The organism is Siphonobacter sp. BAB-5405, assembly GCF_002872335.1.
Lineage (GTDB): Bacteria > Bacteroidota > Bacteroidia > Cytophagales > Spirosomataceae > Siphonobacter.
On the sequence record NZ_NJAG01000004.1, the window covers coordinates 40,147 to 65,143 of the forward strand.

Genomic DNA, 24,997 nt, shown 5'->3' on the forward strand with positions numbered 1-24,997 from the left:
ACCGTGCTGAAAACGAGCACTTTTGGGCATTCAAATCAAATGCTCATGAAATCCACACGTCGTTACGATCTCGACTGGCTCCGCGTACTGGCCTTCGGTCTGCTTCTTTTTTTTCATGCGGGAATGTTCTTCAATTACTGGGGTTGGCACGTGAAAAATAACGTCCAGACGCACCTCATTGAGTATCCCATGCGATTTACAAGTTCCTGGAGGATGGCCTTATTATTCATGATCTCCGGTATGGGTGTGTACTGGGCTCTGGGAAGGCGGTCCGCCGGGGAGTTCCTGGGTGAACGAACCAAACGTATCTTTCTGCCGCTGGTCTTTGGCATGTTCGTCATCGTACCTCCGCAGATTTTCTTTGAGCGACTTCAGCAGGGAGCCAGCTTTTCATATTGGGAATTTTATAAAACCGTTTTCAATTTTAAGCCCTATCCGGAAGGGGGTAGCCTGAGCTGGCATCACCTCTGGTATCTGATCTATCTGTTCGCGTACTCGATCATTGGGCTGCCCATTCTGCTATACCTGCGTAAACCTGCGGGACAACGGGTAACGGCTAGGCTGGCTTCGTTTTTCAGTAATCCGGTCTGGTTGTTGGTACTGCCTGCCGTCTGGCACTGGCTGGCGGATTTTTTACTGGAAGCACGTTTTCCCACGACGAATGCACTGGTGGACGACTGGCGGCAACACTGGCACTACTTCACGCTTTTTCTGACAGGTTATGTATTTTGTACGCAGCAGCAATTCTGGGATACGCTGGCTCGGTACCGTTTCCTAACGCTGGGGTTAATGCTGGGGTGTACAACTACGTTATACGCCTTTTTCTGGATTGATCAGCCTGAGCTGGAAGGCTGGAATTACGAAGCTTATGCCCTTTTCAGAACCTTTAATGCCTGGACGTGCCTGTTGACCATTTTTGGCAATGGCTATCGCTACCTCAACTTCAACAATCGCTTTCTGACCTACGCCAATGAAGCGGTTTATCCCTTCTACATTTTGCATCAGACCATCACGATTGCCGCTGGTTATTACCTGGCTCCACTGCCTATAGACTGGCCCGTTAAGTTTATACTGCTGGCCGCGATTACATTCTTCGGTTGCTGGATTTTATACCACTTCGTTATTCGACATTTTAGCTTTACCCGACTGGTGTTTGGGCTAAAACCGAAAGCTGCCCGTGTACCATCGCCGCGTGCGAGTCTCATTCCATAAATGGAGCGATCTCTGCGAGTAGATTCGTTCAGAAGGGAGTTGAAAACCAGTAGGAAACAGCAACCTTTAGCCTAAAGAAATTGCTTTCCGGATCCGTACAGGCGAGGCGTTGGAATCAAGCGAAAATTCTTCTCGAAGAGACGAAAAGTTTGTAGTGTTTTATTCGAATAACTCATTGAAAACCAGAATTGAAGAATAGGTTTCGTTTTCAGAAGCTTCGTTGAATCAGCTGTTCCTGGAGAATAGTTACTGCAAGTGGCTCCTCAACGTCATGAAGTGACACAGCTTTTCGTATTTTAGCAGCCCGCCCCGCCAGGCGGGCTCTTGTATGCCCCACCTTAACTCGTGTAAGAATTGCTCCATGCTTCCGCTCGGTAGCATGCATGGCTATTGGCCAGGATATAGCTTTGGGTCACTTCTGACCAAACAGCAATCCCCCAGGATCAGCCCGGAATCCATTCCTTTGCATCTATTCGCCAATAGATTGCAGCAACTACAACCCTATTCCTGTCCAGTCAGGCGTAGTTCCTAGTGTCATTCTAGCTAAACCTCCGTTGCTTACCGGCTACACAGGGGCCTTTCTGGTCAGTCTGTAGCTAAAAGTTGATTACCCCCACCGTCTTTAAACGTATACTTTATGAAAATCCTCCGCCGTTACGATTTGGATTGGCTTCGCGTACTCGCCTTTGGCTTACTGATTCTTTTTCACACGGGAATGTTCTTTAACTATTGGGATTGGCACGTCAAAAACAATGTTCAAAACTACCTGATCGAGTATCCCATGCAGTTTGTCGGTGCCTGGCGAATGGCCTTACTATTTATGATTGCAGGCATGGGCGTATGGTTGTCGCTGGGCCAGCGTTCGGTTCTGGAATTCCTGAGTGAACGAACGCGACGCATTCTGCTGCCGCTGATTTTTGGGATGTTTGTCATTGTACCCCCGCAGATCTACGTCGAACGGCTCACCGATGGAGCTACGTTCTCCTACCTCGAATTTTACAGAACCGTGTTTCACTTTCAGAGCTATCCGAAGGGAAACTTTGGTTGGCATCATCTATGGTTTCTGGCGTATTTATTCAGCTATAATCTGGTGAGTATCCCACTACTGGGGGCCGTACGTAAGCCTGTAAACGAGCGATTCACGGCAGCATGGGCCAGGTTTTGTGCCCATCCTGGCTGGTTGATACTGGTACCAACCGTTTGGTATGCATTAGCCGATTTTTTATGGCAGGAAGAATTTCTGAACCTCAATGCTTTATGCAGTTACGGGCAGCGGCATTGGTATTACTTGAGTTTCTTCCTGATGGGCTATTTCGTCTGTGCCCAGCGAAAGTTCTGGGACACGGTCGTACACTACCGCTTCCTGACACTGGCCCTGATGGTCGTCTCCACGACGCTACTTTATACGTTTTTCTGGGTTGATCGGCCTGAACTGACGGGCTGGGTTTTGGCAGTATATACATTGCTGCGAACCTTCCATACCTGGGTTTGCTTATTGACTTTATTCGGAAATGCCCATTACTATCTAAACTTCAATAGCCGCTTCCTTTCCTATGCCAACGAGGCTGTATGTCCTTTTTACATTCTTCACCAGCTCATTATCGTGGTGGTAGGCTATTGGCTGGCTCCCCTTCAAATGAACTGGCCGATGAAGTTTATCCTGCTGGTAGTCAGTACTTTTCTGACTTGCTGGGTTTTATATCACTTCCTGATTCGGCACCTGGCCTGGACTCGACTGTTGTTCGGATTAAAACCAAAAGCTGTCCGTGTGGCTTCACCGCTGGAGAGTCTTACGCCGTAACGGGGTCTGAATGCTGGAAGCCTGTCTTTTTGAAGAGAAAATTGAGGCCTGGACTAGGGCAACGACCATAAACAAAAAGGAGAGCCTGTGAAAGCTCTCCTTTTTGTTTATTCTAAATTACCCGATTATACAGCATCCTCTGCGGGTACCAGATTATTGTCTTTTCTGAACTGATCCGTTCGATCTGAAAACTCAGTATGAACGGCCGTTACAGAGTCCAATGTTTCGGACATTTTCGTAAACAGATCCGACACGCCGTTTTCCAGCGTTTTATCGTTCAACTCTATATTTTCAACTTCAATTTGACCGATCTTTTTGAGTACAGCCGTTTGGCTATTGCGAAGGTCGTCTAACTCACGAACGATCTTCTCCATTAATTCAAACTTTGCCAGTTTGTCCATAAGGCATTTTCGTTAGTATGAGCTATAGTAGGTTAAACCATCGTGCCAGAGAATAGAGAAGTTAGTAAGTCATTGATAAACAAATAGTTATCTGGATTGTGTAGTTGAGAAAAGATAGACCTGTAGAGAAGTAACCTCAAGGCGTACGAAGAATTGCTATAAATCCCACAGAAAAAAGGCCGGGGTTTATCCCCGGCCTCTGATTATTCATTTCCAACGTTGATATCGTTGGTATCTTTCTTACTTCGACTAAGCTGATCGTTCGGATTAACAATCGAGGGGCGTCCCATTTTGTAGTTCCTTGGTGACTGACTGGGATCTGTAGTAGCATATCCTGTAACCGGCGGAGCCGGAATATTCAGTTTACCGTTGGTATTATAAGGACGCTGAACTTTATAGTTTGCCGTCGATTGTAATCCGATGTTCTCACGTACTGAACCATCCCGTTGGATGGTTACCCCTGACTCGGCATTCTGTATTTGCCTGGCTACGGCTGCTTTATTGGCGTGCTTGTAGTTATGCGTGGAATATCCGTGGTCTAAGCGGGGTTTGGTCTGGGCAAAAGCTACGCTGACCAGTCCGGCCAGAATAGCGGTCATTATATAGCGTTTCATGACTTGTTGCAGTTAATACTAATTCAATGGTACTGAAAAAAAGATGTACCATTTTCGAGGATGGCCTCTAAACAAAGATAGTAAATTAATTAGATTTTTCACAGTAATTTCCAGAAAATATAGGATTATACCATGAAAAAGAAACGTTCGTTTTTGTACGCATTACAAGGATTTACTTTGGATTTTGTTCGTTGGAACTTCAATTTTGAACTGATTTTACGCGAAAAATGAAATTTTCGTAAAAACCAAGTTTCACAAATCCTTTTGCAAAGAGATTTAAAAAATTTAATTCTGATTTAAGTTTTAGTGAATTCTAATACAATTCTAACCACTTTCTAATCTGTAACGAGCTGATAATGAGGAAATATGTCCCGGAAGGCGGGCTGAAAATTCTACGATTTGCAGCAAGGTTTGCGAAGTTTTGGAAAACTTAATTGCCTAACTTCGCAGCCTCAACTAATCAGTACGAAGCAATGGTAAAAGCCGAAATGCTTACCGATAAGGGTACAATGGTGATTGAACTCTTCGAAAAAGAAACGCCCATTACGGTAAAAAACTTTATCGATTTATCAGAAAAAGGATTCTACAACGGTGTAAAATTCCACCGCGTAATCCCTAATTTCATGGTTCAGGGTGGCGATCCTACCGGTACCGGTGCGGGTGGTCCGGGTTATACGATTCCCTGCGAAACGAAAGCCGAACGTCAGCGTCACGATCGTGGCGTTTTGTCGATGGCTCACCGGGGCCCCAATACGGGTGGTAGCCAGTTCTTCATCTGCCACAACCGTTCAAATACGGCTCACCTCGATGGCGTACACACGGCTTTTGGTCAGGTGATTGAAGGATTGGACATCGTGGATGACATCCGTCAGGGAGATACGATTCAGTCCGTAAAAATCGTTCGTGACGACGCGTAAGGCGTAGCACACTACCTAAAAGCAAAAGACCGAATGGTGTGAAGCCATTCGGTCTTTTCTTTTTTAACGCATCGCCTTTCCGGAAGGCAGAGCCGCTGCGGGTTCCAGTCGCTGATTGACCCCTTTTTCAATCATGGGTAACCCTTCGGTCATCCATTGCGGAGCTGGAGCATCCTTCAGGTAGTGATCCAGGTATTGCCACATGCGGATGGTCCAGTCTTTCTGGTTTTTACGCACGCGAAGGCCGTGCTTCTCGGTGTTGTAGTTGAGCATCCAGGCGGGTTTACCCAGACGTTTCAGGCCCACGTACAGCTCAATGCCCTGGTACCAGGGTACTGCGTCGTCTTCATCGTTGTGCAGGATCAGAGCCGGCGTTTGTACGTTGGGTAAATAGAACAGCGGCGAGTTATCGAAGTACTGCTGCGGTTTTTCCCAAAGCGTACCGCCAATGCGGCTCTGCGTATGTTCGTACTGAGCCTGACGACTTAAGCCCGTTCCCCAGCGAATACCTCCGTAAGCACTCGTCATGTTGGCGACGGGAGCACCCGGTACGGCCGTCTTGAACAGATTCGTTTTCGTAATCAGATACGCCGTCTGGTAGCCGCCCCAGCTATGGCCTACAATGCCCAGCCGCGTACGATCCACCCAGGGATTTTCCAGTAACTTCAGTACCCCCGGAATGATACAGCTGTAAGCACTTGGACCGGGATAACCATCCTGATACACGATGTCTGGTACGAATACGATATACCCGTTGGAAACCGAGTACGCGTAGTTGTTACGGGCACTCGCGGTCGGAGCGGGCGTTACGAAGTTGTGGATGTTATCCGATTCCTTTTCGTAGAAATACGTAATCATGGGGTACTTCTTCGTCGAATCGAAATCATCGGGTTTGTAGAGCAATCCCTGTAGCGTTACACCATCGCCTGATACCCAGCTCACCATTTCCACCGTACCCCAGCGATACGATTTCGTCTGCTCGCCCAGGTTGGAGATCTTCCGAATATTTTTGAAGGACAGATCCGTTGCCATCAGATCCGGATACTCGCGGAACGTGGTTTTCGTGAAAAGCAGATCATTTGTATTCTTGGCCTTCGTTACCATCGGACTGGCCGCGAAATCGCCTTGATGCAGTACCGTCAGCGTTGAACCCGACCATTGAGCATAACCACTCGCTTTCGTCGTGTGATCGAAAAGGTGAACCAATTGCGGTTTGGAAGGATCAACCAGACCGCGATCTTCGGGATCAAGGTTAATGAAACGGTAGGTTTTCTTTACTTCCCGACCCTTGGTCAGTCGCGTCAGACTAGCGGGATTCGCCGGATCTACCGTCCAGACGTCGTATTTGTCGTAGATATACAGCAGGGCATCGCCTTTCGTCCAGCCCGTCGAGCCGTATCCCCGGGGGAAATCCGGATGATCGTCGTCTTCGTCCGCGAACTTCCGGTCTTTGGTCAACTGAACGGTCTTGCCCGTGGCAATTCCGTGAGCAAACCAGGCCGTATCCGACAGCGAGAACCAGTACGCATATTTACCCTCGGGTGACATGCGGATGTTACCCCGAATGTTTTCACCGATCAGTTTCTTTGAACCATCTTTCGTGGAAACTACGTACGCATCGTTACGACTATTCCAGTCCCAGTGTTCGTGCGAGTATTTCAAATCCGAAAGGGCCACTACATAATCAGCATTGCCATCAGCGACGGGCAGAATTTCGTCCATTTCCGTCGTAGCCAGTTGCCGTAAGGCGTTCGTAGCCGGATCGTATACCGCCGTGTACGAACGTTTCTTATCGCGTTCGGCGGTTACTTTCTGCTGCGGTTGCAGGGTACGGTCTTTCGGTCCCCATACTTCTACGTTTACCACTTCTTCGGGTAACATCGTTGTATCAGCTACCGCAGGAACAGGAGCCGTACCGAAAAATAGTTTTGAGCCGTTTTTGGCGAAAGCCAGCGGAGCATCACCACTCACCAGCCAGCCTTTCGGACCGGGTTGATTGGCCTGATCCGCTACTTTGAGAGCCTGAGCCTGACCGGATTTCCAGTAGTACAACTGATGGTAATGCACCAGCGATTTGGCGTTGGTATCGGGATCGGTTACGAAGGCCAGTTGGTCGCCGGCTTCGTCGAAACTGAGTTTCTTGGTTTTACCCTTCGCTTCGAATACTTTCTGCGAAGAACCGTTGGCCAGATCCACGACGTAAACACCGGGTAGTTTTACCGTGCTGTCGTTACCCGTAGTGACGTAAGCCAGCCGTTTGCCGTTTTTGCTAAAGGCATAATCCGTCACAAAGGAATAGGAAGTCTGCGTGCCTGATTTCAGATTTTTCAGGACAAGCTGATACCCGTTTTCTTCGGATTCCTTTTTAGCGGGTTTCCGATTGGTACGGCGGGCCGTCGTATCGCGTTTTGCGGCGGGTGTTTCCAGTTGATAGGCTACGAATCCACCCGCTTTTTCGGGGAGAGCAAAGGAAGAGACCTTCGGGATTTTGGTAAGTTGACTCGTTTTCAGCGAATAGATACCCAGCGAATCTTTGGGCATGTCTTCCCGCTTTTTCTTCTTCCGCTTGGCATCGCGTACGACTGCCGCTTGGGGCTTAATCTTGAAGACAGCTACTTCCGAGTCGTAGCTGACCCGAATGTCGGCGGCTCGCTGAACGGAGTCAATTTTGCTTTTTTTCAGCCCGTAAAAAATCGCGTTACCATCGCCTTCCTGGGGGTTGGCGGTGTAGATGGCCCAGTCGCCATCGTTGGAGAGCGTACGGTACGTAATCGATTTCCAGCCGTCGTACACGCTATGCGTGAGGGCTTTTTTAGGTAGGGGCGGAGGAGTCGGTTTCTTCCCTTTTTTCTGGCCGTAGGCCATGCTGGTAAGCACCAGCAAAGGGAAGAGTAAGAGTTTTTTCATAGTGAGAATGAAACGATTTCTTTGCAATGAAGATACACCAAAGCCCGCCGTGAACGTTCAAGTCAGCGACTTTTCAGGCAAATCTCAAGACCAAAGCTGTAGGGGGCGTTTCTCAATCTGGAAAGGGTACTACTTTATACTTGAATAATGAAGTAAGTCGAATAATCGATGTATAATCATTGCCAGTTGCTTATTCATGAAAGAAGCCGTAAAAGTCATGCTTTTACGGCTTCTGGGTGTACGAGAGATAGATGCTGGATGTCCTACCATTTCAGCCAGCGGGCCGTGTAGTTTTCCGCATCCCGCGAGAATCGCAACATATACATACCCGAAGGCATCGGAAGCGATCCAATGGCGAGTTCAGCCCGGCGACCCGAAACTTGTCCTTCCCAGAAAATGCGTCCCTGCGTATCGAGTAGCGTTACGGCGTACGTACGGTTTTGCTCGTTAAATGGCAACTCAGCGATCGGATTGCGGGAACCACTCGTGGGATTAGGTACAATGCGTACGCCTTCCTTTTTACGAAATGCCTGTATAGCCTGTTCTGCTCGCAGGTAGTTGGGTACGCCGTAGCCCAGAAAGTTGTCCGGTTCCTCGTTCTTGTGAGCCGATTGCTTCAGTAAGGAAATCACTTCCATGTTGGTCAGGTACGGATACGCCTGCCAGAAACTGGTCGCCATACCCGCCAGCAGGGGCGAGGCATACGAAGTTCCACCACCCGAAGCCAACTGTCCGTTGAGGGCATTGATCACTACGTTACCAGAGCCCATGGCCGATAAATCGGGTTTCATGCGTCCATCCGCCGTTGGTCCGATGGAACTAAAGTTGGCCCGAGCCATACGTGAGTCAACGGCTCCTACGGTAATGATGGAATCCGCATCCGCGGGTACGGTGATGTAACGCCAGGCATCGCTGCCTTCGTTACCCGCCGCAACCACCACCAAAATGCCCGTCTCAGCGGCCCATTTAGCGGCCCGGGTCGAAAGAGCCTTCTGGCCGTTCAGATCCTGATAGGTATAGCTGGTAGCCGGATTGTCGAACGTCGAATAGCCTAAAGAAGAGTTGATCACATCTACCCCCACGCTATCAGCGTACTCGGCAGCGGCTAGCCAAAAAGCTTCTTCCTGCCGTTTTTCGCCCGAATTGTCTTCCGTGTGAAGCAACAGATACGAGGCTTTATAGGCGGTACCAATCAACTGACCCGGCAGGTAAGCCGCCATGAGCGAAAGTACACTGTTGCCGTGCGTACCCTGATCGTATACGTTGGCATTATTCGCTACAAAATCGTAGGTGCCCAGAATCCGGTTTTCGTCAAACAGGTGTTTGAACGCCGCCTGCGTATTGACGCTCAGAAAGCCATTATCGATCACACCCACCCACATGCCTTCGCCGTGGAAACCTCGGGCGTGCATTGAGTCCACTCGCATCTGACCAATCTGCGTTTGGGAATACCCATAATCCAGGGCTTTAGGATTTTTTGGGGTAGAAGTAGCTGGCGACGCCTCCAGCGGTTGCAGGTCACCCGACCAGGCTTTGCTACCGCTACGAATACCCGGCGTCGTGGTGACGGGTACTGCACTCAAAGGAACGTTACCATCATTACCGGCCACGAAAGGCAGGGTTTTGATCTCTTCCAGTTGCTGAGGGGTACACTCCACGAGTACGCCATTGGCCCAGCGGGTTTTGTACCAGACTTTCGCTCCTTTTTCCCGAACGGCCTGGATGTAGGTTGGGTTAGGGGGCAGGTCGCGTTCAGAGACGACCAGGTTTTGTTTGAAGCGACGTTCAATGGAACGTTTGGAGAGAAACTCTTGCGGGCGATTGACGTCGTAGGGTGAATTGGTTTTGTCCTTGAATACGACCAGATACTTGGCCGTCGTTTGGGCCTGAACCGAGAAAAATGCACACGCTAACAGTGCCGACAAACCAGCCCGAAGCCCTCTATTCTTTACCATAACTAGATATTTGCTGAATGAAGCGAGTTCCAAAATCAATTTTATTCTGACCAAAACAGGCGGCTGACTGACAGTAATACAGCTCTGTGCGTTCCCGGTAAATCAGTCCGACTCCTTTGGCGTATATTTCTTTGCGATTGACTAAATCAATGGCTGATACTTTGTTTTCCTGTACGACCGTCAACGTTTTAGAAAAATCGTTTGATCCGATTTTCAGCGGCTGGTCCTTTTGGGTTACCTCGTATTCATCCGGATCATTACTATTCAAAACGTTACCATTCCAGGTTTGTTTAGGGTAGACCGGAAACCAGAGTTTCACGTAGGGTACATTATTCTCCGTACGGATGGCCTGATTCAGCGTCCGACGAGCCGTCCAGACCGAGTCAATGGCCCAGGCCTGCTGCTGACTATTGCGGCGGTAGCGTTCGAGCCGGAAGGAGGATTCGCCATCCAGTCCCGTAAAGGCGTCCGCTACCAGTTCTTTAATCTGATACTGTGACTGGACAGAATCCTGAGCCAGAGCATACTGGGTTTGGGTGACATCGTAAATAACAAAATTGCCTTTTTCGAGCGGGAAGTAATCGTAATCCGATGCCGGTTCGGTATCAGCGGGCTTACAGGACCACACACTCAACGCAAGGAACAAAACAGCGTATACCTTTTTCATACAAACAGAGGGATGGAGATAAAGTAATTAGGTGGGTATTGAACGATCGTTAAAATGAAGATTAAAGGTACTGTTTTCTTGTAACGTTAAAAAAGTTTGAAAGTATGTATACGAATTACACCTTTCAAACTTTTTAACAAAAACGAAAAGCCGGAGTAAAGCCTCCGGCTTTCGTGCTATGATTATTCCCACTCGATGGTGGCCGGGGGTTTCGACGAAATGTCGTAGACGACGCGGTTTACGCCTTTCACCCGGTTGATGATTTCGTTGGAAACTTCCGCCAGAAACTCGTAAGGTAGGTGTACCCAGTCGGCAGTCATCCCGTCTACGGAGGCCACGGCCCGCAGAGCCACGACGCGTTCGTAAGTACGCTCATCGCCCATGACGCCAACGGACTGGATGGGAAGCAGAATCGCTCCGGCCTGCCATACCTGATTGTAGAGGCCTTTTTCGCGGAGTTTACCAATGAAAATGGCGTCTACTTCCTGAAGAATGGCTACTTTTTCAGCCGTAATATCGCCTAAAATCCGAATGGCCAGACCCGGTCCGGGGAAGGGGTGGCGACCCAGAATGGATTCCACAATACCCAATTCACGGCCCACGCGACGTACTTCATCTTTGAACAAGGTACGTAACGGTTCGATGACCTGAAGTTTCATGAAATCGGGCAGACCACCTACGTTGTGGTGCGATTTGATCGTTGCGGAAGGACCTTTCACGGATACCGATTCAATCACGTCGGGATATATTGTACCCTGTCCCAACCAGCTAACGTCGGTTAGCAGGTGAGCTTCCTGATCGAATACTTCGATGAAAGACCGGCCAATGGCTTTGCGTTTATCTTCGGGATCCGTCAAACCAGACAGAGCCGAGTAGAACTGATCTTTGGCGTTTACGCCTTTGATGTTCAGGCCCATATCCTGGTAGGAGTGCAGTACCTGCTCGAATTCGTCTTTCCGCAGCAGACCGTTATCTACGAAAATACAGTACAGGTTCGGTCCGATGGCCCGGTGAATCAGCATGGCGGCTACTGTAGAATCGACCCCACCGGAAAGAGCCATAACTACTTTGTCATCGCCCAGTTTTTCCTTAAGTTGCTCAACTACTTCATCGACGAAGTTGGCGGGCGTCCATTCCTGCTTGCAACCGCAGATGTCCACCAGGAAGTTTTTCAGTACTTCCTTGCCTTCCAGCGAGTGGGTCACTTCGGGGTGAAACTGAATGCCGTAGGTTTCTTCGCCTTCAATTTTAAAAGCGGCTACGCGTACGGTTTCCGTGGAGCCAATGATCGTAAAGTTGTCGGGAATCGTTACGATGGTATCCCCGTGGGACATCCATACCTGCGACTCGGGCGTCAGGTTTTGCAACAGTACCGAACGGTTGGCATCATCCGAATGCAGCATGGCACGTCCGTATTCCCGGATTTTAGAAGGGGCTACTTCGCCGCCTGAAGTTTGAGCCAGCAACTGGGCTCCGTAGCAAACCCCCAGCAAAGGCAACTGACCCCGGAATTGCGACAAGTCCGGATGTGGAGAGTCGGCGTCGCGTACCGAACAGGGACTACCGGAAAGGATGACCCCTTTCACAGAAGCGTCGAGTTCGGGAAAATGATTATACGGATGAATTTCACAATACACGTTTAACTCGCGAACCCGGCGGGCGATGAGCTGCGTATACTGCGAGCCAAAATCGAGAATAAGAATTTTTTCAGTCATGTGTGTACCGACAATTGGTCAGTAAGGAATCGATAAAAAAAAGAGTTCTGCGTTTGAGGGAGGTTTATAGGTTGGAAGTTTCAGGTTTGAGGTTTAAAGTTTAGCTCAACCTGCAAACCCTATCAAACATTAAACCTCAAACCTTCCTCAAACGACTATCAAGGGTATCGTAAATACTTCTTTCGAAGGGTTTTGTATTGACTTAACGCTGGCTCCCAGCTCTTCCGGATGTCGGATTCGCTCAGGCCCGCTTCCATTTGTTTTCGCAACTGGTCGGTACCCGCCAACTGATCAAAGGCTTTCGGACGGTTGATGAATTTGCTTTTATCCGGAGCTTTTGCGTAAAAGTCCAGTACGTATTTTAGCGTAAACCCTTCTTTCCAGGCATCGATTTTCCGCAGGTCCAGGCCGTAGCAACGCACGCCTTCGTTGGGTGGGTTCATGGCTCCGGGTTTATCTACCGGGGTGAATTCGTATGTACCATACTTCGGCGAAGGACCGCCAATGACCTGAAATTGCGTATCCGTCCCCCGACCTAAACTGATCTCCGTACCCTCAAACAAACAGATGGAAGGGTATAACAGAATGCTTTGCTGGTTGGGCAAATTGGGCGAAGGAGCGACGGGTAGGGTATAGGGCGTTTGATGGGTGTAATTCTGACAGAGAACTGTCACAAGCTTGCATTTTGCTCCGTTTTTCAGCCAGCCTTCCTGATTGATCATCTCGGCCAGTTCAACGACTGTACAACCATGGGAAATAGGTACGGGATTAAGTCCGACGAAAGAAGCAAACTTGCGGTCCAGCACGGGGCCATCCACTACGTGACCGTTGGGATTCGGCCGGTCCAGAATCAGTACCGTTTTGCCCTGTTCCGCCGCCGCTTCCATGATATAGTGCATGGTAGACGTATACGTATAAAAACGGGCTCCTACATCCTGAATGTCAAACAGAAGAATATCGAGATCTTTGATTTGCTCGGGTGTGGGTTTCTTATTCGAGCCATAGAGGGATACGACGGGTAAGCCGGTTTTCTGGTCTACGCCGCTCGAGACGTGCTCGCCCGCATCGGCCTTGCCGCGAAAGCCGTGTTCGGGACCAAAAATGGTCTTAATCTGTACGCCCAGATTCAGTAAAGAATCAGCCAGATGCGTTTGATCAGGAAATATGGACGTATGATTGACCACCAGTCCTACCTTTTTTCCTTTCAGCAAGGGCAGGTACTCGTTCGTTCGCTCGATGCCGAGCGTCACCTTGGAAGCAGACTGGGCGTGTAAAACGGGCCGCGAACAGGCGACCACAAGCAGGAAAAGAGCCAGTAAACAGGGGGTACGGAAAGAAACCATGTGCAAATTTCGGGGGAAAGAGCGGAAAAACCAACGCTAACTTTGGAAAAGCACGGGAACCGCTACTTTTGTAATTAGGAAAAAAGGGAAAAACGATCAAATCAGAATCGTAAACCCGGTTTTCATTGGTTTTGAACAAACCCGGATAGGCATCCGGTAACTAATACTATTTTTCGTTGAACTTTCCACGTTTTCTCGCTGCCCGTTTACGCCGCCGTACCGAACAACGCTTGTTTTCGGCGACGGTAACCCGTATTGGCATTGCCAGTATCGCGATTGGGCTGGCGGTGATGATTCTGGCTTTTGCGGTACTGTTTGGTTTTAAAGGCACCATTCAGGAAAAACTCTTTAGTCTGTCGGCTCACCTGAAAGTTACCCGGTATACGCTAAATCAGTCGTACGAAGAAACGGCGATGCCCCGTAACTCCCGGATCAGTGAACAGTACAAAAGCCTGTCGGCCGTACGCCACCTGCAAATGGTGGCTCACAAAGCGGGGATACTGAAAACGCCGGATGATCTTCAGGGGGTACTGTTTAAAGGTGTAGGGTCTGATTATGACTGGAATGTTTTTCGGCAGAATCTGGTGGAAGGTGCCTTACCTGCATTTCAGAAAGATACTTCTGATTCGAAACAGGTGATGATCAGCCGGACGATTGCCAAACAGTTACAACTCAAACCCGGTGATGGCGTAATCATTTATTTCCTTCAAAATCCGCCCCGGCCCCGTAAACTTACGGTTACGGGAATCTATGAAACGGGGCTGGAGGAATTGGATAAACAACTCATTCTGGGTGACATACGTCTGGTACAGAAGCTCAATCGCTGGGGGCCCGATACGGTAGGGGGGTATGAAGTGTTTGTAAAGGATTTTACGCAGTTACCGACGGCGGAAGCCCAAATTGCCAAGTTACTCGAACCCGAACAGGATCTGCGGAGTGTAGTCGATGAATACCGGCCCCTGTTCGACTGGCTGAGCCTGCTGGATCGTAACCTCAGTGTATTTCTGACCCTGATTCTTTTCGTGGCCAGCTTTAATATGGTATCGGTACTGTTGGTCCTCATCATGGAGCGGATTCCCATGATTGGCTTGCTAAAAGCCCTGGGTAGCCCTAGCTGGCAGATTCGCAAGGTTTTTCTGTGGCAGGGAATCTCGATGATTCTGAAAGGTCTTCTGATTGGCAATGGCTTGGGTATCGGCTTGTGTCTGATTCAGCAACGTTACCGTCTCTTCCCCCTTGACCCGGAAAACTACTACATGAGTTACGTCCCCATTGAAATGAATTGGGGCGTAGTACTGGCTCTCAACCTGGCTGTACTCGGCCTGGTCACCCTTGTACTGCTGTTACCTACCTTCATTATTACCCGAATGCGACCCGTGGAAGCCATCCGTTTCTCGAAATAGAGGTAGTCTTCTAAAACTACTCATTGGAAATATACGCTATCTGGTCAGGCATTTGAAGAGAATTTTCTCGAGTAGAGCTGATTTTATGGATAAAATGAAACCAGTTTTCATGAATAAATTGATCTGTTTTAAAAAACAAGTTGATTTATTATTGAGTTAAGTTAATTAGCTTTGAAAAAGAGCTATAAAAGTCCTGCTCCATTACCCCGCCGGAATTATTTAAGTCCCAACGAACACCTTAATATTCAGTTTTACTTAAATTGTTTTAGTTATACTGAAACAATAGTGCGAAGCTATGTTCGCTAATCATGGGGATTGATTTATGGGTATTAGAGATTTTTTCACAGTGCCATTAAAAATTACCAATCCTTTTTTATTAACCCTTTGGTTAACCATTGGTGCTTTTGGTACGTACTTCTGCATGTTTGCTTTTCGGAAACCATTTACAGCAGGCACTTTCGAATCGATGCAACTGGGAGGGATTGATTATAAAATCATCCTCGTCGTTACTCAAATTCTGGGTTACGCCGCCGCCAAAGGGATTGGTATAAAAATCATCTCCGAAACCCGCCCGGAGCAGCGATCGCTCCGAATTCTGCTGGTAATCGGAGTGGCCGAACTAGCTCTCGTCCTATTTGGCTTGCTACCCCCTCCGTACAACTGGTTTTTACTGTTTTTTAACGGTCTCGCGTTGGGATTGGTATACGGACTGGTCTTTGGCTTTCTGGAAGGCCGCCGACTGACCGATCTGCTTGGAGCAGGCCTCTGTTTAAGTTTTATTGTTGCCTCCGGTGTAGTAAAATCCGTGGGCGTTTGGGTGCTCAACTGGGGGGTATCCGAGTACTGGATGCCCGCGGTAGTAGGGTTGGCTTTTTCGCCTCTGTTGCTCCTCTTTGTCTGGATGTTACAGGTTGCTCCGCCCCCTACAGCAGCCGACATTGCCGCCCGAAAGCCCCGCCTGCCCATGACTGCTGAGGACCGGCGACGTTTTTTCAAAGCACTGGCTCCGGGTCTGGTTTCACTGATCCTGATCTACGTTATTATCTCCATGCTGCGGGATATCCGCGACAATTTTGCCGTCGAAATCTGGCAGGAACTGGGCATCCGCACGCCCCGTATTTTTTCCGTAACCGAAAGTTGGGTAGGGGTAATTGTGACGTTACTGGTGGGTGTTTTGTTTATCATTTCCAGCAATCGAAAGGCATTTTGGGCCAATCTGGTCTTTATCGCTCTAGGTATAATTCTGATTCCGCTTGCTTCCTGGTTATACCTTCAGGGGCGAATTCAGCCGCTGGAATGGATGATTGGCGTAGGACTAGGTATTTATCTGGTATACGTTCCCTTTAATGGAATGCTTTTTGAACGCCTCATTGCCATTCGTGGTGAAAAAGCGAATGTAGGCTTTCTCTTTTATTCGGCTGATTTCGCTGGTTATCTGGGAAGCGTGGGCATTTTAATAATTAAAAACTTCGGTCATACGGATATCTCCTGGCTAAAGTTTTATCTCAGCATTACCTACCTTCTTCCGCTAATTGCAGGGCTTTTACTGGTAATATCCGCCATTTATTTTGCCAGAAAGCTCAAAAAATCCTCAATTTTTTAAATTATCAATAACCAAAACAACGCTGCTCGCTTTGAAGTGTTGTCAACCGCATGAACGAAGAGATTTTAATTCAAATCAGTAGCCAACTTAAAGGAAAGCGGAAAAGTCAGGGTATTACTTTACAGGAACTTGCGAATCGGGCTCAGGTAAGTAAGGCATTAATTTCCCAAATTGAGAACAATCGTACGATTCCTTCTCTGCTCGTATTAATCAATTTGATTCGTTCGCTGGGAATAGATTTGAACGTATTTTTTGAAGAATTGGTACAGGGTTCAGGAAACGGAAAGCTTTCTGTCCGACGTAAAGAGGAGTATCAGACCTTCTACAAAGAGGATGCTCCGGATTTTACCTATCGTCGCATTCTAACAAAAACGATCGCAGCTTTGGCCGTCGATATCGTACTGGCGGAGGTAAAACCCCAGGCCCGGCAAAGTACGACTACTACGAGCGATGCGTACGAATTTAAATACGTTATCAAAGGAGAAATAGAGTGTGTGATTGGCGAAGAAACGCACGTGTTAAAAGAGGGCGATTCCCTGTTTTTTGATGGGCGAATCCCGCACAAAGCGTCTAATTTGGTTGAGGACGATAGTGTGATTTTAATCGTCTATTTTTTCGTTGAAAAAGTATAAGTCAGAGATCATTCGGGATAAAACTATTTTCAGCATAGGGTTGTCCCGAATGGACAAAGGGGTTCAGGCCTCAGGGTACAAGTAGAGCTTAATGAATGGAAAGCTATCAATTTGTTCACGGCTACTTAAAACTGACGTAATGCTGGCGGTGTAAGTTTGTTCCAGACAAGAGCGATTTATCCAGCCCGAAACGTATTAATGGTTAAGTGAATGAAACGATTGAAGAAAAGCGGCAGAACCTTGTACTGCCGCTTTTTGTGTATTTGGATAAGCCGCTACGCCTGATAAAAGATAGCTTAACTCCTCTGGTCCGATGAAAAATTTTGAAATGCAGGCAACCGTTGATGCTCTGCTAGGCCTGTACCAATCGTATGAACATGCCGACGAATGTTTGCTGGAACATTCCATTCAGACGGCTCAACTGGCTGAAGAAGAAGGCTACGACGATGAAGTAGTACTAGCGGCCTTTTTTCACGACATTGGCCAGTTGCTGGCTTCGGATCATTACCAGCCAGCTTACGGTCGAATTGGCTCCGAGTACCTGCGAGCCAATGGTTTTTCAGAAAAAGTAGCCCAGGTGGTAGTAATGCATACCGAGGCCGAACGCTATTTGTGCTGGAAATTTCCGGAACGCGTACGCCAGCTGGACGAACATCGCCTGCATCAGTTGTACACGCAGGGGGGCATTATGCCCGAACGGGAGGCCAAAGCTTACGAAAAAAATCCGTACTTCTACCTGAGCCTGAAAGTGAAAGAATGGGACGACGAAGCTCCGCAACGAACCCGGCCGATCCTGGATCTGGAGCCTTACCGCACGATGGCTCTGCGACATCTGCAGCGTCAGTTGAGTTGAGGGCTACGACCAATACGTGATTTGAGGCGGCTTAGCGTTTCCTGAGAAAGCCCGAGGTAGGAGGCCACGTGTTTGTTAGAAAAGCGTTCGATGAAGGAGGGGTGCATGCGTAGCAACCAGCGATAGCGATCGGCTGCATCCATGCACAGGAAGGTTTCAAAGCGTCGGGTACTAATGATATAGGCCGTTTCGAGAATGTAACGGTACACCGCATCCCAACCGGGTAAAGTGGCGTGCAGGTGATAAAAATCTTCGTAACTAATCACCAGAAGATCCGAGTTTTCCAGTACCTGGCTCGTTTCCAGAGAAGGTTCCTGCGTCAAAAAACTTTGCAGAGCCGTTCCGAAGGTGTTTTCTAAAGCAAAATACCGCGTTGCTTCGGCTCCGTCGGGCTGCGTATAAAACAAACGAAAGCTACCCCGACTTACAAAATACAGATTTCGGCATACCTCACCTGAGGTTAGCAAAAATTCGTAACGGCTGGCCTTTTTTAACCGGAAATAACTGAAAATGGTCGCCAGGTCTTCTTCCGAAAATTCAGTTTTATCCACTAAATAAGCTCGCAATACTGTGAAAGCAGTATGGGAATCACTCATATCGTTTCGTTAGTCAGAGTAGTGGTTCCCTTCGATGAGCCAGTAGGACTGGCTGAAAGGTTAAACTAAAGTACGGGCTAAGGAGCAATCCTGGAAAAGGAATGCGACGAATGTACGTAGAAGCCTTATGAGCCCGCCCGGAACGGGGATCAGGACAGCCAGCGGATACCAGCGGCCTGTTCGCTCAGTTTCCATAACAACTGCCCATTGTAGGCGTTGGCGTCGGTACTGAGGATACGTGTGGGCCGTGATTTACTAAAGTATTTGCCATTGTACGACTCGGGTACAGATGCCGTTGACAGATACACCGCCGTGCGGGCCCCTTCTTCCGGCGTGATCATGAACGGGCGTAGCAAACCAAAGCCGACTTTCCAGCTACCCAGAAAATTTTGTCCAAACTGCGAATTGACAACGCCGGGGTGAAGGGCGTAGGCCGTGATGGGCTGACCCTCCAGCCGCCGGGCCAGTTCCTGGGTAAATAGAATATTGGCCAGCTTCCCATCGCCATAGGTAGTCCAGATGTTCAGAGCGGTATTGTTCTTCACAAAAAAACGACGGGCCTTTCCCAAAGCGTGGGCTGCTGAAGAAACATTGATAATGCGGGCTTCACCGCTGGCTCGTAGTAAGTCGAACAATTCAAAGGTGAGTACAAAGTGACCCAGGTGATTGGCGATGAAGCTTCTTTCGTAACCTTCGGGTGTATACTCGATGGAAGCGGGAGCGTAACCGGCATTGTTGATCAGCCGGTCAATGCGGTCGTAACGTTTCTGAATGGCCTCAGCGGCCTGACGCAGGGCGGCCAGATTAGTCAGGTCCGCAAAGAACAACTCGACACGAGCCTGTGGAGACTGTTGCAGCACTTGCTGGCGGGCCCATTCGCCCTTTTCGCGGGAGCGTACCAGAAAAATCAGATCAAAATTTTGTCGAGCCAGGGCCTGGGCCGTGGCTAAGCCAAGGCCGGAGTTGGCTCCGGTGATGAGAGCAGTATAGGGCATAACAGAAAGGTTCAATGGCCTTTTGGTTAAAAAAAGACGGCCAGCCCACAATGGAAGGATGTACGAACTTTACCAAAAAATAAACCCATCCGGCTGGATGGGTTCGTGTTTGTGAGTTGGATAGCTATTTGAATCGGAAATAGTCTTACTCTAAACCGGCAACGCCAGAGGGAGTATTCGTCATGAATAATGCATGACTTTTATATACACAAGCGAGAATTTGAAAAGGCAGAAGGTTGATCTCACAAAAGTGATACAGCGGGATGGCTTTTCTTTACGTAGAAATACCTGTTTTAGCCAAGAGGGGTAAAAAAAAGGCAAAGATTTTCTGTAAAAAGTAATAGGTACTGTGTATAACCAAGTTCTATCCATAAAATAGTCCGTTGATCCACGGAAAGAAACCATCCGGCCCGATTGACTTCCGTTGAACCAATTCAATTGCCACCTTTGAATCAACAAAGCGAACAATGAACCGCTTTTTCAACGTTTATCATTCAATACTAAGGATATAAAGTCATGAACCGTTTAGAACGCATTCCTTCGCATAAAATGATTGGTGGCGTAGCCGCCGGTCTGGCTGCTTACTTAAATGTTGATGTAGCTCTGGTACGGGTGCTGTTTGTACTGGGTGCCATTTTCACGCATGCTCCTTTCGTCATTGCCTATATTATCTTATGGATTGCCCTTCCCAAACGAGTAGAAGGAGCGTATGCCGTAGAGGTGGATACGAATTCACCGCAGCCCCGTACGCATAATTCGAAAGCCTGGGGTATTGCCGCAATTTTGTTTGGCTCCCTGTTTTTACTGGACGAGTTTACCTGGTTCGACTGGGATAAAGCCTGGCCTCTGTCATTAATCGTCGTTGGGCTGGCAGTAATTTTCAAAGATCAGATTAAGGAAAGAATTGCCTGATACCAGCGTTGCACTCACCCATAACCAAACACACACATGACACCTTCTCGCGTAATCATAGGCCTGGCTTTCATCGCCTATGGCATTATCAAACTGGCCGAGGAACTGGGGTGGTTTTACATTGACTGGCATTCGGTACGGCGATACTGGCCCGTAGCGTTAATTGTACTGGGTATCTGGCTATTGGTTCGGAAAAAAGAAGAACCGCCTTATGACCCGCCGCACACTACGGGATCCTTTCCAGCCGATCCCGCTGCACCGCAACCCCCGCAGCCGCCTCAGCCACCCGCTGAACCCTTTGCCTGATAACGTTTTTCCTTCAACTACGCTATTGCTGTCATCTCTCTTTAACGGGCACCGCTTACGGGCCTTCATGCTATGAATGCTAAAAATCTATTACTCGGCGGATTTTTCGTACTACTGGGAATTTTGTTCCTGGGACGAAATCTGGGCTGGTTTGACTTCCATTTCGGTGAACTCCTGCGGCTCTGGCCCCTCTTGTTTGTGGTACTGGGTGTAAACATGATCTGGGGTAAAGCGAACCGCAACGTCACGGTAGTGACTCTGATTTTACTGGCCATCTGCGTTCCCTTGTTCATTGCTACGAAAGTACGGGACCGGGTACGTGACAATATTCACTGGAATGGAAGCTGGGACGATGATGATCAGGACGATGAATCAGAAGAATCGTACGAAAACCGCGATTCAGAACAGAGTGGCGGTAAGCAATACCTGGCCGAACCCATGACCGATAGTGTTAATGCAGCTAGTTTTCAGCTCGAAGGCGGAGCGGCGGAGTTTACGATGGGTACTACGGATAAACAGTTGGTAGAGGCCGATGGTGATCTGGATATGGGCAATCTGTCGCTGAAAAGTACGAGTGTGAACGGAGCCAGCGAAGTAGTACTAAGCATGAAGGGGCGTAAGAAGTGGAACTGGGACGAAGAGCACTCACACAACAATGTTGCCGTACGCCTTAATCCACAACCGCTCTGGAATCTGGACATGAAAGTAGGGGCGGGCAAAGCCGATTTTGACCTGACGCCTTTCAAAGTCAGCAAGGTAAGTCTGCACACCGGAGCCGCCGAAATGGATCTGAAACTGGGTGATAAAACCGACCAAACAGACGTGGAAGTAAATGCGGGTGTGGCGAGTGTAAAAATTAAGGTGCCCCAATCCGTGGGTTGTCGGATCACCACCCGGGGAGCGTTAACGGAAAAAGATTTCAACGGATTTACGCGTCAGGGTGATGCTTACGAAACGCCCGGCTATGCGGGTGCCAAGAAAAAAATCAATATCCGCTTCGAAGGAGGTATTGCGGAATGGAAAGTGGAAAGGTATTAGGGTTTTGAGCGGTGGCCGCAGCCGTTTTGAGTTTTCCGTTTTCCGTTTTCCGTTTTCCGTTTTCCGTTTTCCGTTTTAGGTAGGATAAACCTGGTAAAGGTAGCGGGAGGGGTTGTCCGTAGTATGTACTACGGACTTTTTAAGTTGGTAGGCTGTGCCTACCGGGCGGGATGTTCCCCGCATTTCATACGAGGCTATGGATGTTGAACCCCTTCAGGGTTAGGGGGTCGGCATACAAGCTTGACTAAACTAGGGGAGACGGGGCCGTTTAACCCCGGAGGGGTTCAATGGTCATAGCCATGGGTATAAACCATGGACGTTTTATTCCCCGCATTGCATACGGGGCTATCACATTGAACCCCTTCGGGGTTAAGTGCTGGGTAAAGGAGAAGACTGCTCCGCTTGTGTTCTGGCTAGTCAAACTCGATTAACATTAGCGGGGCGGGTTGCCCGCAACGTTTACTACGGACGCAAAAATTGGTAGGTTGTGCCTACCAGTCTACATAAGTCTCACTGCTGCGGACTTTATTTTATTGCCTAAGGACCCGTTTCCTTACAAAATGAGCCAAGGAATTTACCGTATGTTGACAGCGATTAAACGATGTCTTGCGGCACATTCCTTGGCTCTTTATGTAGTGAAAGCTTATCTCTACCGCAGGGCTTTGGTAATCCAACCGCCGCCTACCACGTCGTCGCCTTCGTAAAAAACGGCTGCCTGACCGGGAGCTACGCCGGTTACGGGTTCGTGGAAGCGTACTTCCATTTGCCCACCGGTTTGCGTAATGATGGCCGGTGTTCCCTCGTGCTTATAACGAATTTTCGTGACTGTTTCCAGGGGCTGCGTCAGTTCGGCATACTTCTGCATATTCAGCTGACTAACCATCATACCAGTCCGTTCCAGGTCGCGGTCACGGCCCAGTACGACTTCATTGCTGTCTTTCCGAATTTCCGTAACGAAAGCGGGGTAGCCCAGAGCAATACCCAGGCCTTTGCGTTGGCCAATGGTATAGAACGGATAACCTTCGTGCGTGCCCAGTACTTTCCCTTCCTGATCGACGAAGTTACCGCCGGCTACTTCTGCCTCCAGGGTAGGAATACGGCGTTTCAGGAAACCGCGATAATCGTTATCCGGTACAAAGCAGATCTCGTAGCTTTCTGCCTTGCTGGCTAACTCAAAGAAACCGCGTTCTTTGGCCATTTCTCGAATTTCACTTTTACGGAAATTACCCAGGGGAAGCTTGGTACGGGCCAGACTGTCCTGTGATACCCCCCAGAGTACGTAACTCTGATCTTTCCAGGTATCCAAACCCTTCGATACGATATGACGACCGTGCGACGGACCGCCGTTGCCTTCCCGCAGGTTGGCATAGTGACCTGTAGCAATAAACTCGCAATCGAGCTTGTCGGCCCGCCGTAACAAAGCGTCCCACTTGATGTGCGTGTTGCACAAAACGCAGGGGTTAGGCGTACGGCCTTCCAGGTATTCACCCGTAAAATGGTCGATTACGTAATCCCCAAATTCATTCCGAATGTCAAGAATATAGTGCGGGAAACCCAGCTGTACCGCTACGTTACGGGCATCGTTGATGCTATCGAGACTACAACAGCCCGTTTCTTTTTTCGTACCCCCGGAACTGGCGTAGTCCCAGGTTTTCATCGTCATACCAATGACTTCGTAACCTTGTTCGTGCAGCAGGACCGCTGCCAGTGAAGAATCAATGCCGCCACTCATGGCGACCAGAATACGTCCGTGTTTGCTCATAATGAATCCGGCCAGGGTTCAAAGCCCTGCGATTGGTGATGTAGTGAAAGACACTACGAAAAGGTACTGGTAATGCTAAGGGAGTGCATTTCAACCCAAACCCTTGGGTGAAAGTTCAATTTCAGGAGCAGTAATGCGAGTACTGCTCCTGAAACGTACTACTTTTTAAGGCCTAACTCCAGCAGGCGTTCATCCAGAAACTCTCCGGCGGTCATGTCCGTATAAAGTTTAGGATGCTGCGTATCAATACAACTTTCCAGTGAAGTCAAATCCATCTCTGAGCGAGGGTGCATAAAGAAAGGAATCGAAAACCGGGAGGTGTTCATTTTTTCCCGCGAAGGATTGACTACCCGGTGAATCGTCGACTTCAGCTTGTGATTAGTAAGGCGGTCGAGCATATCCCCTACATTGACGATGATCTGGTCGGGCAAGGCCGTAATACCAATCCATGCTCCGTCCCGACGCAGAACCTCGAGTCCTTCGGCACTGGCTCCCATCAGCAGCGTAATCAGGTTAATATCTCCGTGAGCCGCGGCCCGTACGGCTCCGGGTTCCACTACATTGGGGTCGAGCGGGAAGTAATGGAGAGCCCGTAAAATGCTGTTACCGTGCTTCACCTTACCCTCGAAGTAATCCTCGGACAGTTCCAGATACAGAGCAATGGCCCGCAGCAACGTTTTTCCCGTTTGTTCAAACGTCTGATACGTTTGTACGGTATACTGTTCAAAAGCCGGTAAGTCTTCTGGAAATACATTTTTGGGATAATCTGCCCAGACCGAATCGCCATCGTCCGTCGTCGGATGGGGCTGGCCGACGTGGTAAAATTCTTTCAGATCGGCCACTTTGAAACCTTTGGCAGTTTCTTTCCCCTTGCCCACGTAACCCCGCTGCCCGGCAATGCCCGGCACTTCGTATTGTTTCTTGTAGTCGTCAGCTTTAAAGAAAAATTCCTTCACTGCTGCATATAGATGGTCCTGCAACTCAGCCGTGAGGCCGTGGTTTTTGATCGCAACAAAACCGATATTGTTAAACGCCCGGCCCAGATCAGCTACGAACCTGGCTTTTCGCTCGGCATCACCCGAGGTAAAATCAGCCAGATCCAGCGATGGGATTTCGTCCAAAAGAGCGTCATTCTGAAGACTTTCCATGGTGTACTAGGGATAAAGTGTTGTACAAAAGTAAGCAAGTTTAGGCGTAGGTGCTGCGATTTTGCGTTTAGTGAATGAAAATCAATCGCTACCGGGCAGGAACGTATTAGAGGACTGGCTTACCGACAAATTCACCAAATCGCCTTGCCCCCGGCGTTTTTATCCCGAACATTGCCAATGATACTGACCGTCTGGTTGATATCCCTACGCCTGAACT

21 protein-coding genes are annotated in these 24,997 nt (G+C 48.8%); 10 read left to right on the top strand and 11 right to left on the bottom strand.

Features of this window, described 5'->3' with window-relative positions; all coding sequences use genetic code 11:
* The first annotated feature begins 45 nt into the window (after positions 1–45).
* Positions 46–1,212 (top strand): acyltransferase family protein, encoded by a 1,167-nt coding sequence (locus BWI97_RS03600; protein ID WP_233207746.1) that lies wholly within the window; start codon positions 46–48, stop codon positions 1,210–1,212.
* Between the two features lie 637 nt (positions 1,213–1,849).
* Positions 1,850–3,013: an acyltransferase family protein gene (locus BWI97_RS03605; RefSeq protein ID WP_102200065.1), complete on the top strand. Its 1,164-nt coding sequence runs from the start codon at positions 1,850–1,852 to the stop codon at positions 3,011–3,013.
* A 125-nt stretch (positions 3,014–3,138) separates the two neighbouring features.
* On the opposite strand, the gene BWI97_RS03610 is transcribed toward BWI97_RS03605, so the two are convergent.
* Positions 3,139–3,414 (bottom strand): hypothetical protein, encoded by a 276-nt coding sequence (locus BWI97_RS03610; RefSeq protein WP_094808222.1) that lies wholly within the window; start codon positions 3,412–3,414, stop codon positions 3,139–3,141.
* A gap of 203 nt (positions 3,415–3,617) precedes the next feature.
* The gene (locus tag BWI97_RS03615; protein ID WP_146010863.1) at positions 3,618–4,028 is read right to left on the bottom strand and encodes a hypothetical protein; all 411 of its coding nucleotides are present in this window, start codon (positions 4,026–4,028) and stop codon (positions 3,618–3,620) included.
* Positions 4,029–4,501: 473 nt separating this feature from the next.
* Here BWI97_RS03615 and BWI97_RS03620 point away from each other — a divergent pair, with 473 nt between their 5' ends.
* Positions 4,502–4,945: a peptidylprolyl isomerase gene (locus BWI97_RS03620; RefSeq protein WP_094808220.1), complete on the top strand. Its 444-nt coding sequence runs from the start codon at positions 4,502–4,504 to the stop codon at positions 4,943–4,945.
* A 63-nt stretch (positions 4,946–5,008) separates the two neighbouring features.
* On the opposite strand, the gene BWI97_RS03625 is transcribed toward BWI97_RS03620, so the two are convergent.
* From BWI97_RS03625 to BWI97_RS03645, 5 genes are all read right to left on the bottom strand, one after another.
* Positions 5,009–7,852, bottom strand: a complete 2,844-nt coding sequence (locus tag BWI97_RS03625) for a prolyl oligopeptidase family serine peptidase (protein ID WP_102200067.1) — start codon at positions 7,850–7,852, stop codon at positions 5,009–5,011.
* Between the two features lie 263 nt (positions 7,853–8,115).
* A complete protein-coding gene (locus tag BWI97_RS03630; RefSeq protein WP_102200068.1) occupies positions 8,116–9,807 on the bottom strand; it encodes a S8 family serine peptidase in 1,692 nt (563 codons plus the stop codon).
* Positions 9,794–10,474 carry a hypothetical protein gene (locus BWI97_RS03635; RefSeq protein ID WP_102200069.1) on the bottom strand — a complete coding sequence of 227 codons (681 nt, stop codon included), beginning with the start codon at positions 10,472–10,474 and terminating at the stop codon, positions 9,794–9,796. Before BWI97_RS03635 ends, BWI97_RS03630 begins: the two co-directional genes overlap by 14 nt.
* Positions 10,475–10,656: 182 nt before the next feature.
* Positions 10,657–12,189 (bottom strand): glutamine-hydrolyzing GMP synthase, encoded by a 1,533-nt coding sequence (guaA, locus tag BWI97_RS03640; RefSeq protein WP_102200070.1) that lies wholly within the window; start codon positions 12,187–12,189, stop codon positions 10,657–10,659.
* A 158-nt stretch (positions 12,190–12,347) separates the two neighbouring features.
* Positions 12,348–13,532 (bottom strand): exo-beta-N-acetylmuramidase NamZ domain-containing protein, encoded by a 1,185-nt coding sequence (locus BWI97_RS03645; RefSeq protein WP_102200071.1) that lies wholly within the window; start codon positions 13,530–13,532, stop codon positions 12,348–12,350.
* 176 nt (positions 13,533–13,708) lie between these two features.
* Between BWI97_RS03645 and BWI97_RS03650 the strand changes: the two genes are divergently transcribed.
* From BWI97_RS03650 to BWI97_RS03665, 4 genes are all read left to right on the top strand, one after another.
* Entirely contained in the window at positions 13,709–14,935 is a 1,227-nt protein-coding gene (locus BWI97_RS03650) for an FtsX-like permease family protein (protein WP_102200072.1), read from the top strand.
* Between the two features lie 421 nt (positions 14,936–15,356).
* Positions 15,357–16,538 (top strand): DUF5690 family protein, encoded by a 1,182-nt coding sequence (locus tag BWI97_RS03655; protein ID WP_146010864.1) that lies wholly within the window; start codon positions 15,357–15,359, stop codon positions 16,536–16,538.
* A gap of 50 nt (positions 16,539–16,588) precedes the next feature.
* The gene (locus BWI97_RS03660; protein ID WP_094808211.1) at positions 16,589–17,170 is read left to right on the top strand and encodes a helix-turn-helix domain-containing protein; all 582 of its coding nucleotides are present in this window, start codon (positions 16,589–16,591) and stop codon (positions 17,168–17,170) included.
* Positions 17,171–17,483: 313 nt separating this feature from the next.
* Positions 17,484–18,023 carry an HD domain-containing protein gene (locus BWI97_RS03665; RefSeq protein WP_102200074.1) on the top strand — a complete coding sequence of 180 codons (540 nt, stop codon included), beginning with the start codon at positions 17,484–17,486 and terminating at the stop codon, positions 18,021–18,023.
* Here BWI97_RS03665 and BWI97_RS03670 read toward each other — a convergent pair.
* Together BWI97_RS03670 and BWI97_RS03675 are read right to left on the bottom strand one after the other, a co-directional pair.
* A complete protein-coding gene (locus BWI97_RS03670) occupies positions 18,011–18,619 on the bottom strand; it encodes a Crp/Fnr family transcriptional regulator (RefSeq protein WP_102200075.1) in 609 nt (202 codons plus the stop codon). The genes BWI97_RS03665 and BWI97_RS03670 overlap by 13 nt on opposite strands.
* Before the next feature lie 149 nt (positions 18,620–18,768).
* Positions 18,769–19,614, bottom strand: a complete 846-nt coding sequence (locus BWI97_RS03675) for an SDR family NAD(P)-dependent oxidoreductase (RefSeq protein ID WP_102200076.1) — start codon at positions 19,612–19,614, stop codon at positions 18,769–18,771.
* Positions 19,615–20,130: 516 nt separating this feature from the next.
* On the opposite strand from BWI97_RS03675, the gene BWI97_RS03680 reads away from it, so the two are divergent.
* From BWI97_RS03680 to BWI97_RS03690, 3 genes are all read left to right on the top strand, one after another.
* Positions 20,131–20,526 (top strand): PspC domain-containing protein, encoded by a 396-nt coding sequence (locus tag BWI97_RS03680; RefSeq protein ID WP_094808206.1) that lies wholly within the window; start codon positions 20,131–20,133, stop codon positions 20,524–20,526.
* A 36-nt stretch (positions 20,527–20,562) separates the two neighbouring features.
* Entirely contained in the window at positions 20,563–20,832 is a 270-nt protein-coding gene (locus BWI97_RS03685) for a LiaI-LiaF-like domain-containing protein (RefSeq protein ID WP_102200077.1), read from the top strand.
* 72 nt (positions 20,833–20,904) lie between these two features.
* The gene (locus tag BWI97_RS03690) at positions 20,905–21,870 is read left to right on the top strand and encodes a LiaI-LiaF-like domain-containing protein (protein ID WP_102200078.1); all 966 of its coding nucleotides are present in this window, start codon (positions 20,905–20,907) and stop codon (positions 21,868–21,870) included.
* 649 nt (positions 21,871–22,519) lie between these two features.
* Here the strand turns inward: BWI97_RS03690 and mnmA are convergent.
* Positions 22,520–23,632 carry a tRNA 2-thiouridine(34) synthase MnmA gene (gene mnmA / locus BWI97_RS03695; RefSeq protein WP_094813540.1) on the bottom strand — a complete coding sequence of 371 codons (1,113 nt, stop codon included), beginning with the start codon at positions 23,630–23,632 and terminating at the stop codon, positions 22,520–22,522.
* A gap of 158 nt (positions 23,633–23,790) precedes the next feature.
* Complete coding sequence (locus BWI97_RS03700) at positions 23,791–24,780, bottom strand: isopenicillin N synthase family oxygenase (protein WP_102200079.1); 990 nt, start codon at positions 24,778–24,780, stop codon at positions 23,791–23,793.
* Between the last annotated feature and the right edge of the window lie 217 nt (positions 24,781–24,997).

Coding starts and splice junctions, on each gene's coding strand:
- BWI97_RS03675 (WP_102200076.1), bottom strand. CDS start 19,614: ATGCCCTATACTGCTCTCATCACCGGAGCCAACTCCGGCCTTGGCTTA.
- BWI97_RS03700 (WP_102200079.1), bottom strand. CDS start 24,780: ATGGAAAGTCTTCAGAATGACGCTCTTTTGGACGAAATCCCATCGCTG.
- BWI97_RS03630 (WP_102200068.1), bottom strand. CDS start 9,807: ATGGTAAAGAATAGAGGGCTTCGGGCTGGTTTGTCGGCACTGTTAGCG.
- BWI97_RS03655 (WP_146010864.1), top strand. CDS start 15,357: ATGTTTGCTTTTCGGAAACCATTTACAGCAGGCACTTTCGAATCGATG.
- mnmA (WP_094813540.1), bottom strand. CDS start 23,632: ATGAGCAAACACGGACGTATTCTGGTCGCCATGAGTGGCGGCATTGAT.
- BWI97_RS03625 (WP_102200067.1), bottom strand. CDS start 7,852: ATGAAAAAACTCTTACTCTTCCCTTTGCTGGTGCTTACCAGCATGGCC.
- BWI97_RS03685 (WP_102200077.1), top strand. CDS start 20,563: ATGACACCTTCTCGCGTAATCATAGGCCTGGCTTTCATCGCCTATGGC.
- BWI97_RS03690 (WP_102200078.1), top strand. CDS start 20,905: ATGAATGCTAAAAATCTATTACTCGGCGGATTTTTCGTACTACTGGGA.
- BWI97_RS03615 (WP_146010863.1), bottom strand. CDS start 4,028: ATGAAACGCTATATAATGACCGCTATTCTGGCCGGACTGGTCAGCGTA.
- BWI97_RS03635 (WP_102200069.1), bottom strand. CDS start 10,474: ATGAAAAAGGTATACGCTGTTTTGTTCCTTGCGTTGAGTGTGTGGTCC.
- BWI97_RS03645 (WP_102200071.1), bottom strand. CDS start 13,532: ATGGTTTCTTTCCGTACCCCCTGTTTACTGGCTCTTTTCCTGCTTGTG.
- BWI97_RS03620 (WP_094808220.1), top strand. CDS start 4,502: ATGGTAAAAGCCGAAATGCTTACCGATAAGGGTACAATGGTGATTGAA.
- BWI97_RS03605 (WP_102200065.1), top strand. CDS start 1,850: ATGAAAATCCTCCGCCGTTACGATTTGGATTGGCTTCGCGTACTCGCC.
- BWI97_RS03665 (WP_102200074.1), top strand. CDS start 17,484: ATGAAAAATTTTGAAATGCAGGCAACCGTTGATGCTCTGCTAGGCCTG.
- BWI97_RS03600 (WP_233207746.1), top strand. CDS start 46: ATGAAATCCACACGTCGTTACGATCTCGACTGGCTCCGCGTACTGGCC.
- BWI97_RS03670 (WP_102200075.1), bottom strand. CDS start 18,619: ATGAGTGATTCCCATACTGCTTTCACAGTATTGCGAGCTTATTTAGTG.
- guaA (WP_102200070.1), bottom strand. CDS start 12,189: ATGACTGAAAAAATTCTTATTCTCGATTTTGGCTCGCAGTATACGCAG.
- BWI97_RS03680 (WP_094808206.1), top strand. CDS start 20,131: ATGAACCGTTTAGAACGCATTCCTTCGCATAAAATGATTGGTGGCGTA.
- BWI97_RS03660 (WP_094808211.1), top strand. CDS start 16,589: ATGAACGAAGAGATTTTAATTCAAATCAGTAGCCAACTTAAAGGAAAG.
- BWI97_RS03610 (WP_094808222.1), bottom strand. CDS start 3,414: ATGGACAAACTGGCAAAGTTTGAATTAATGGAGAAGATCGTTCGTGAG.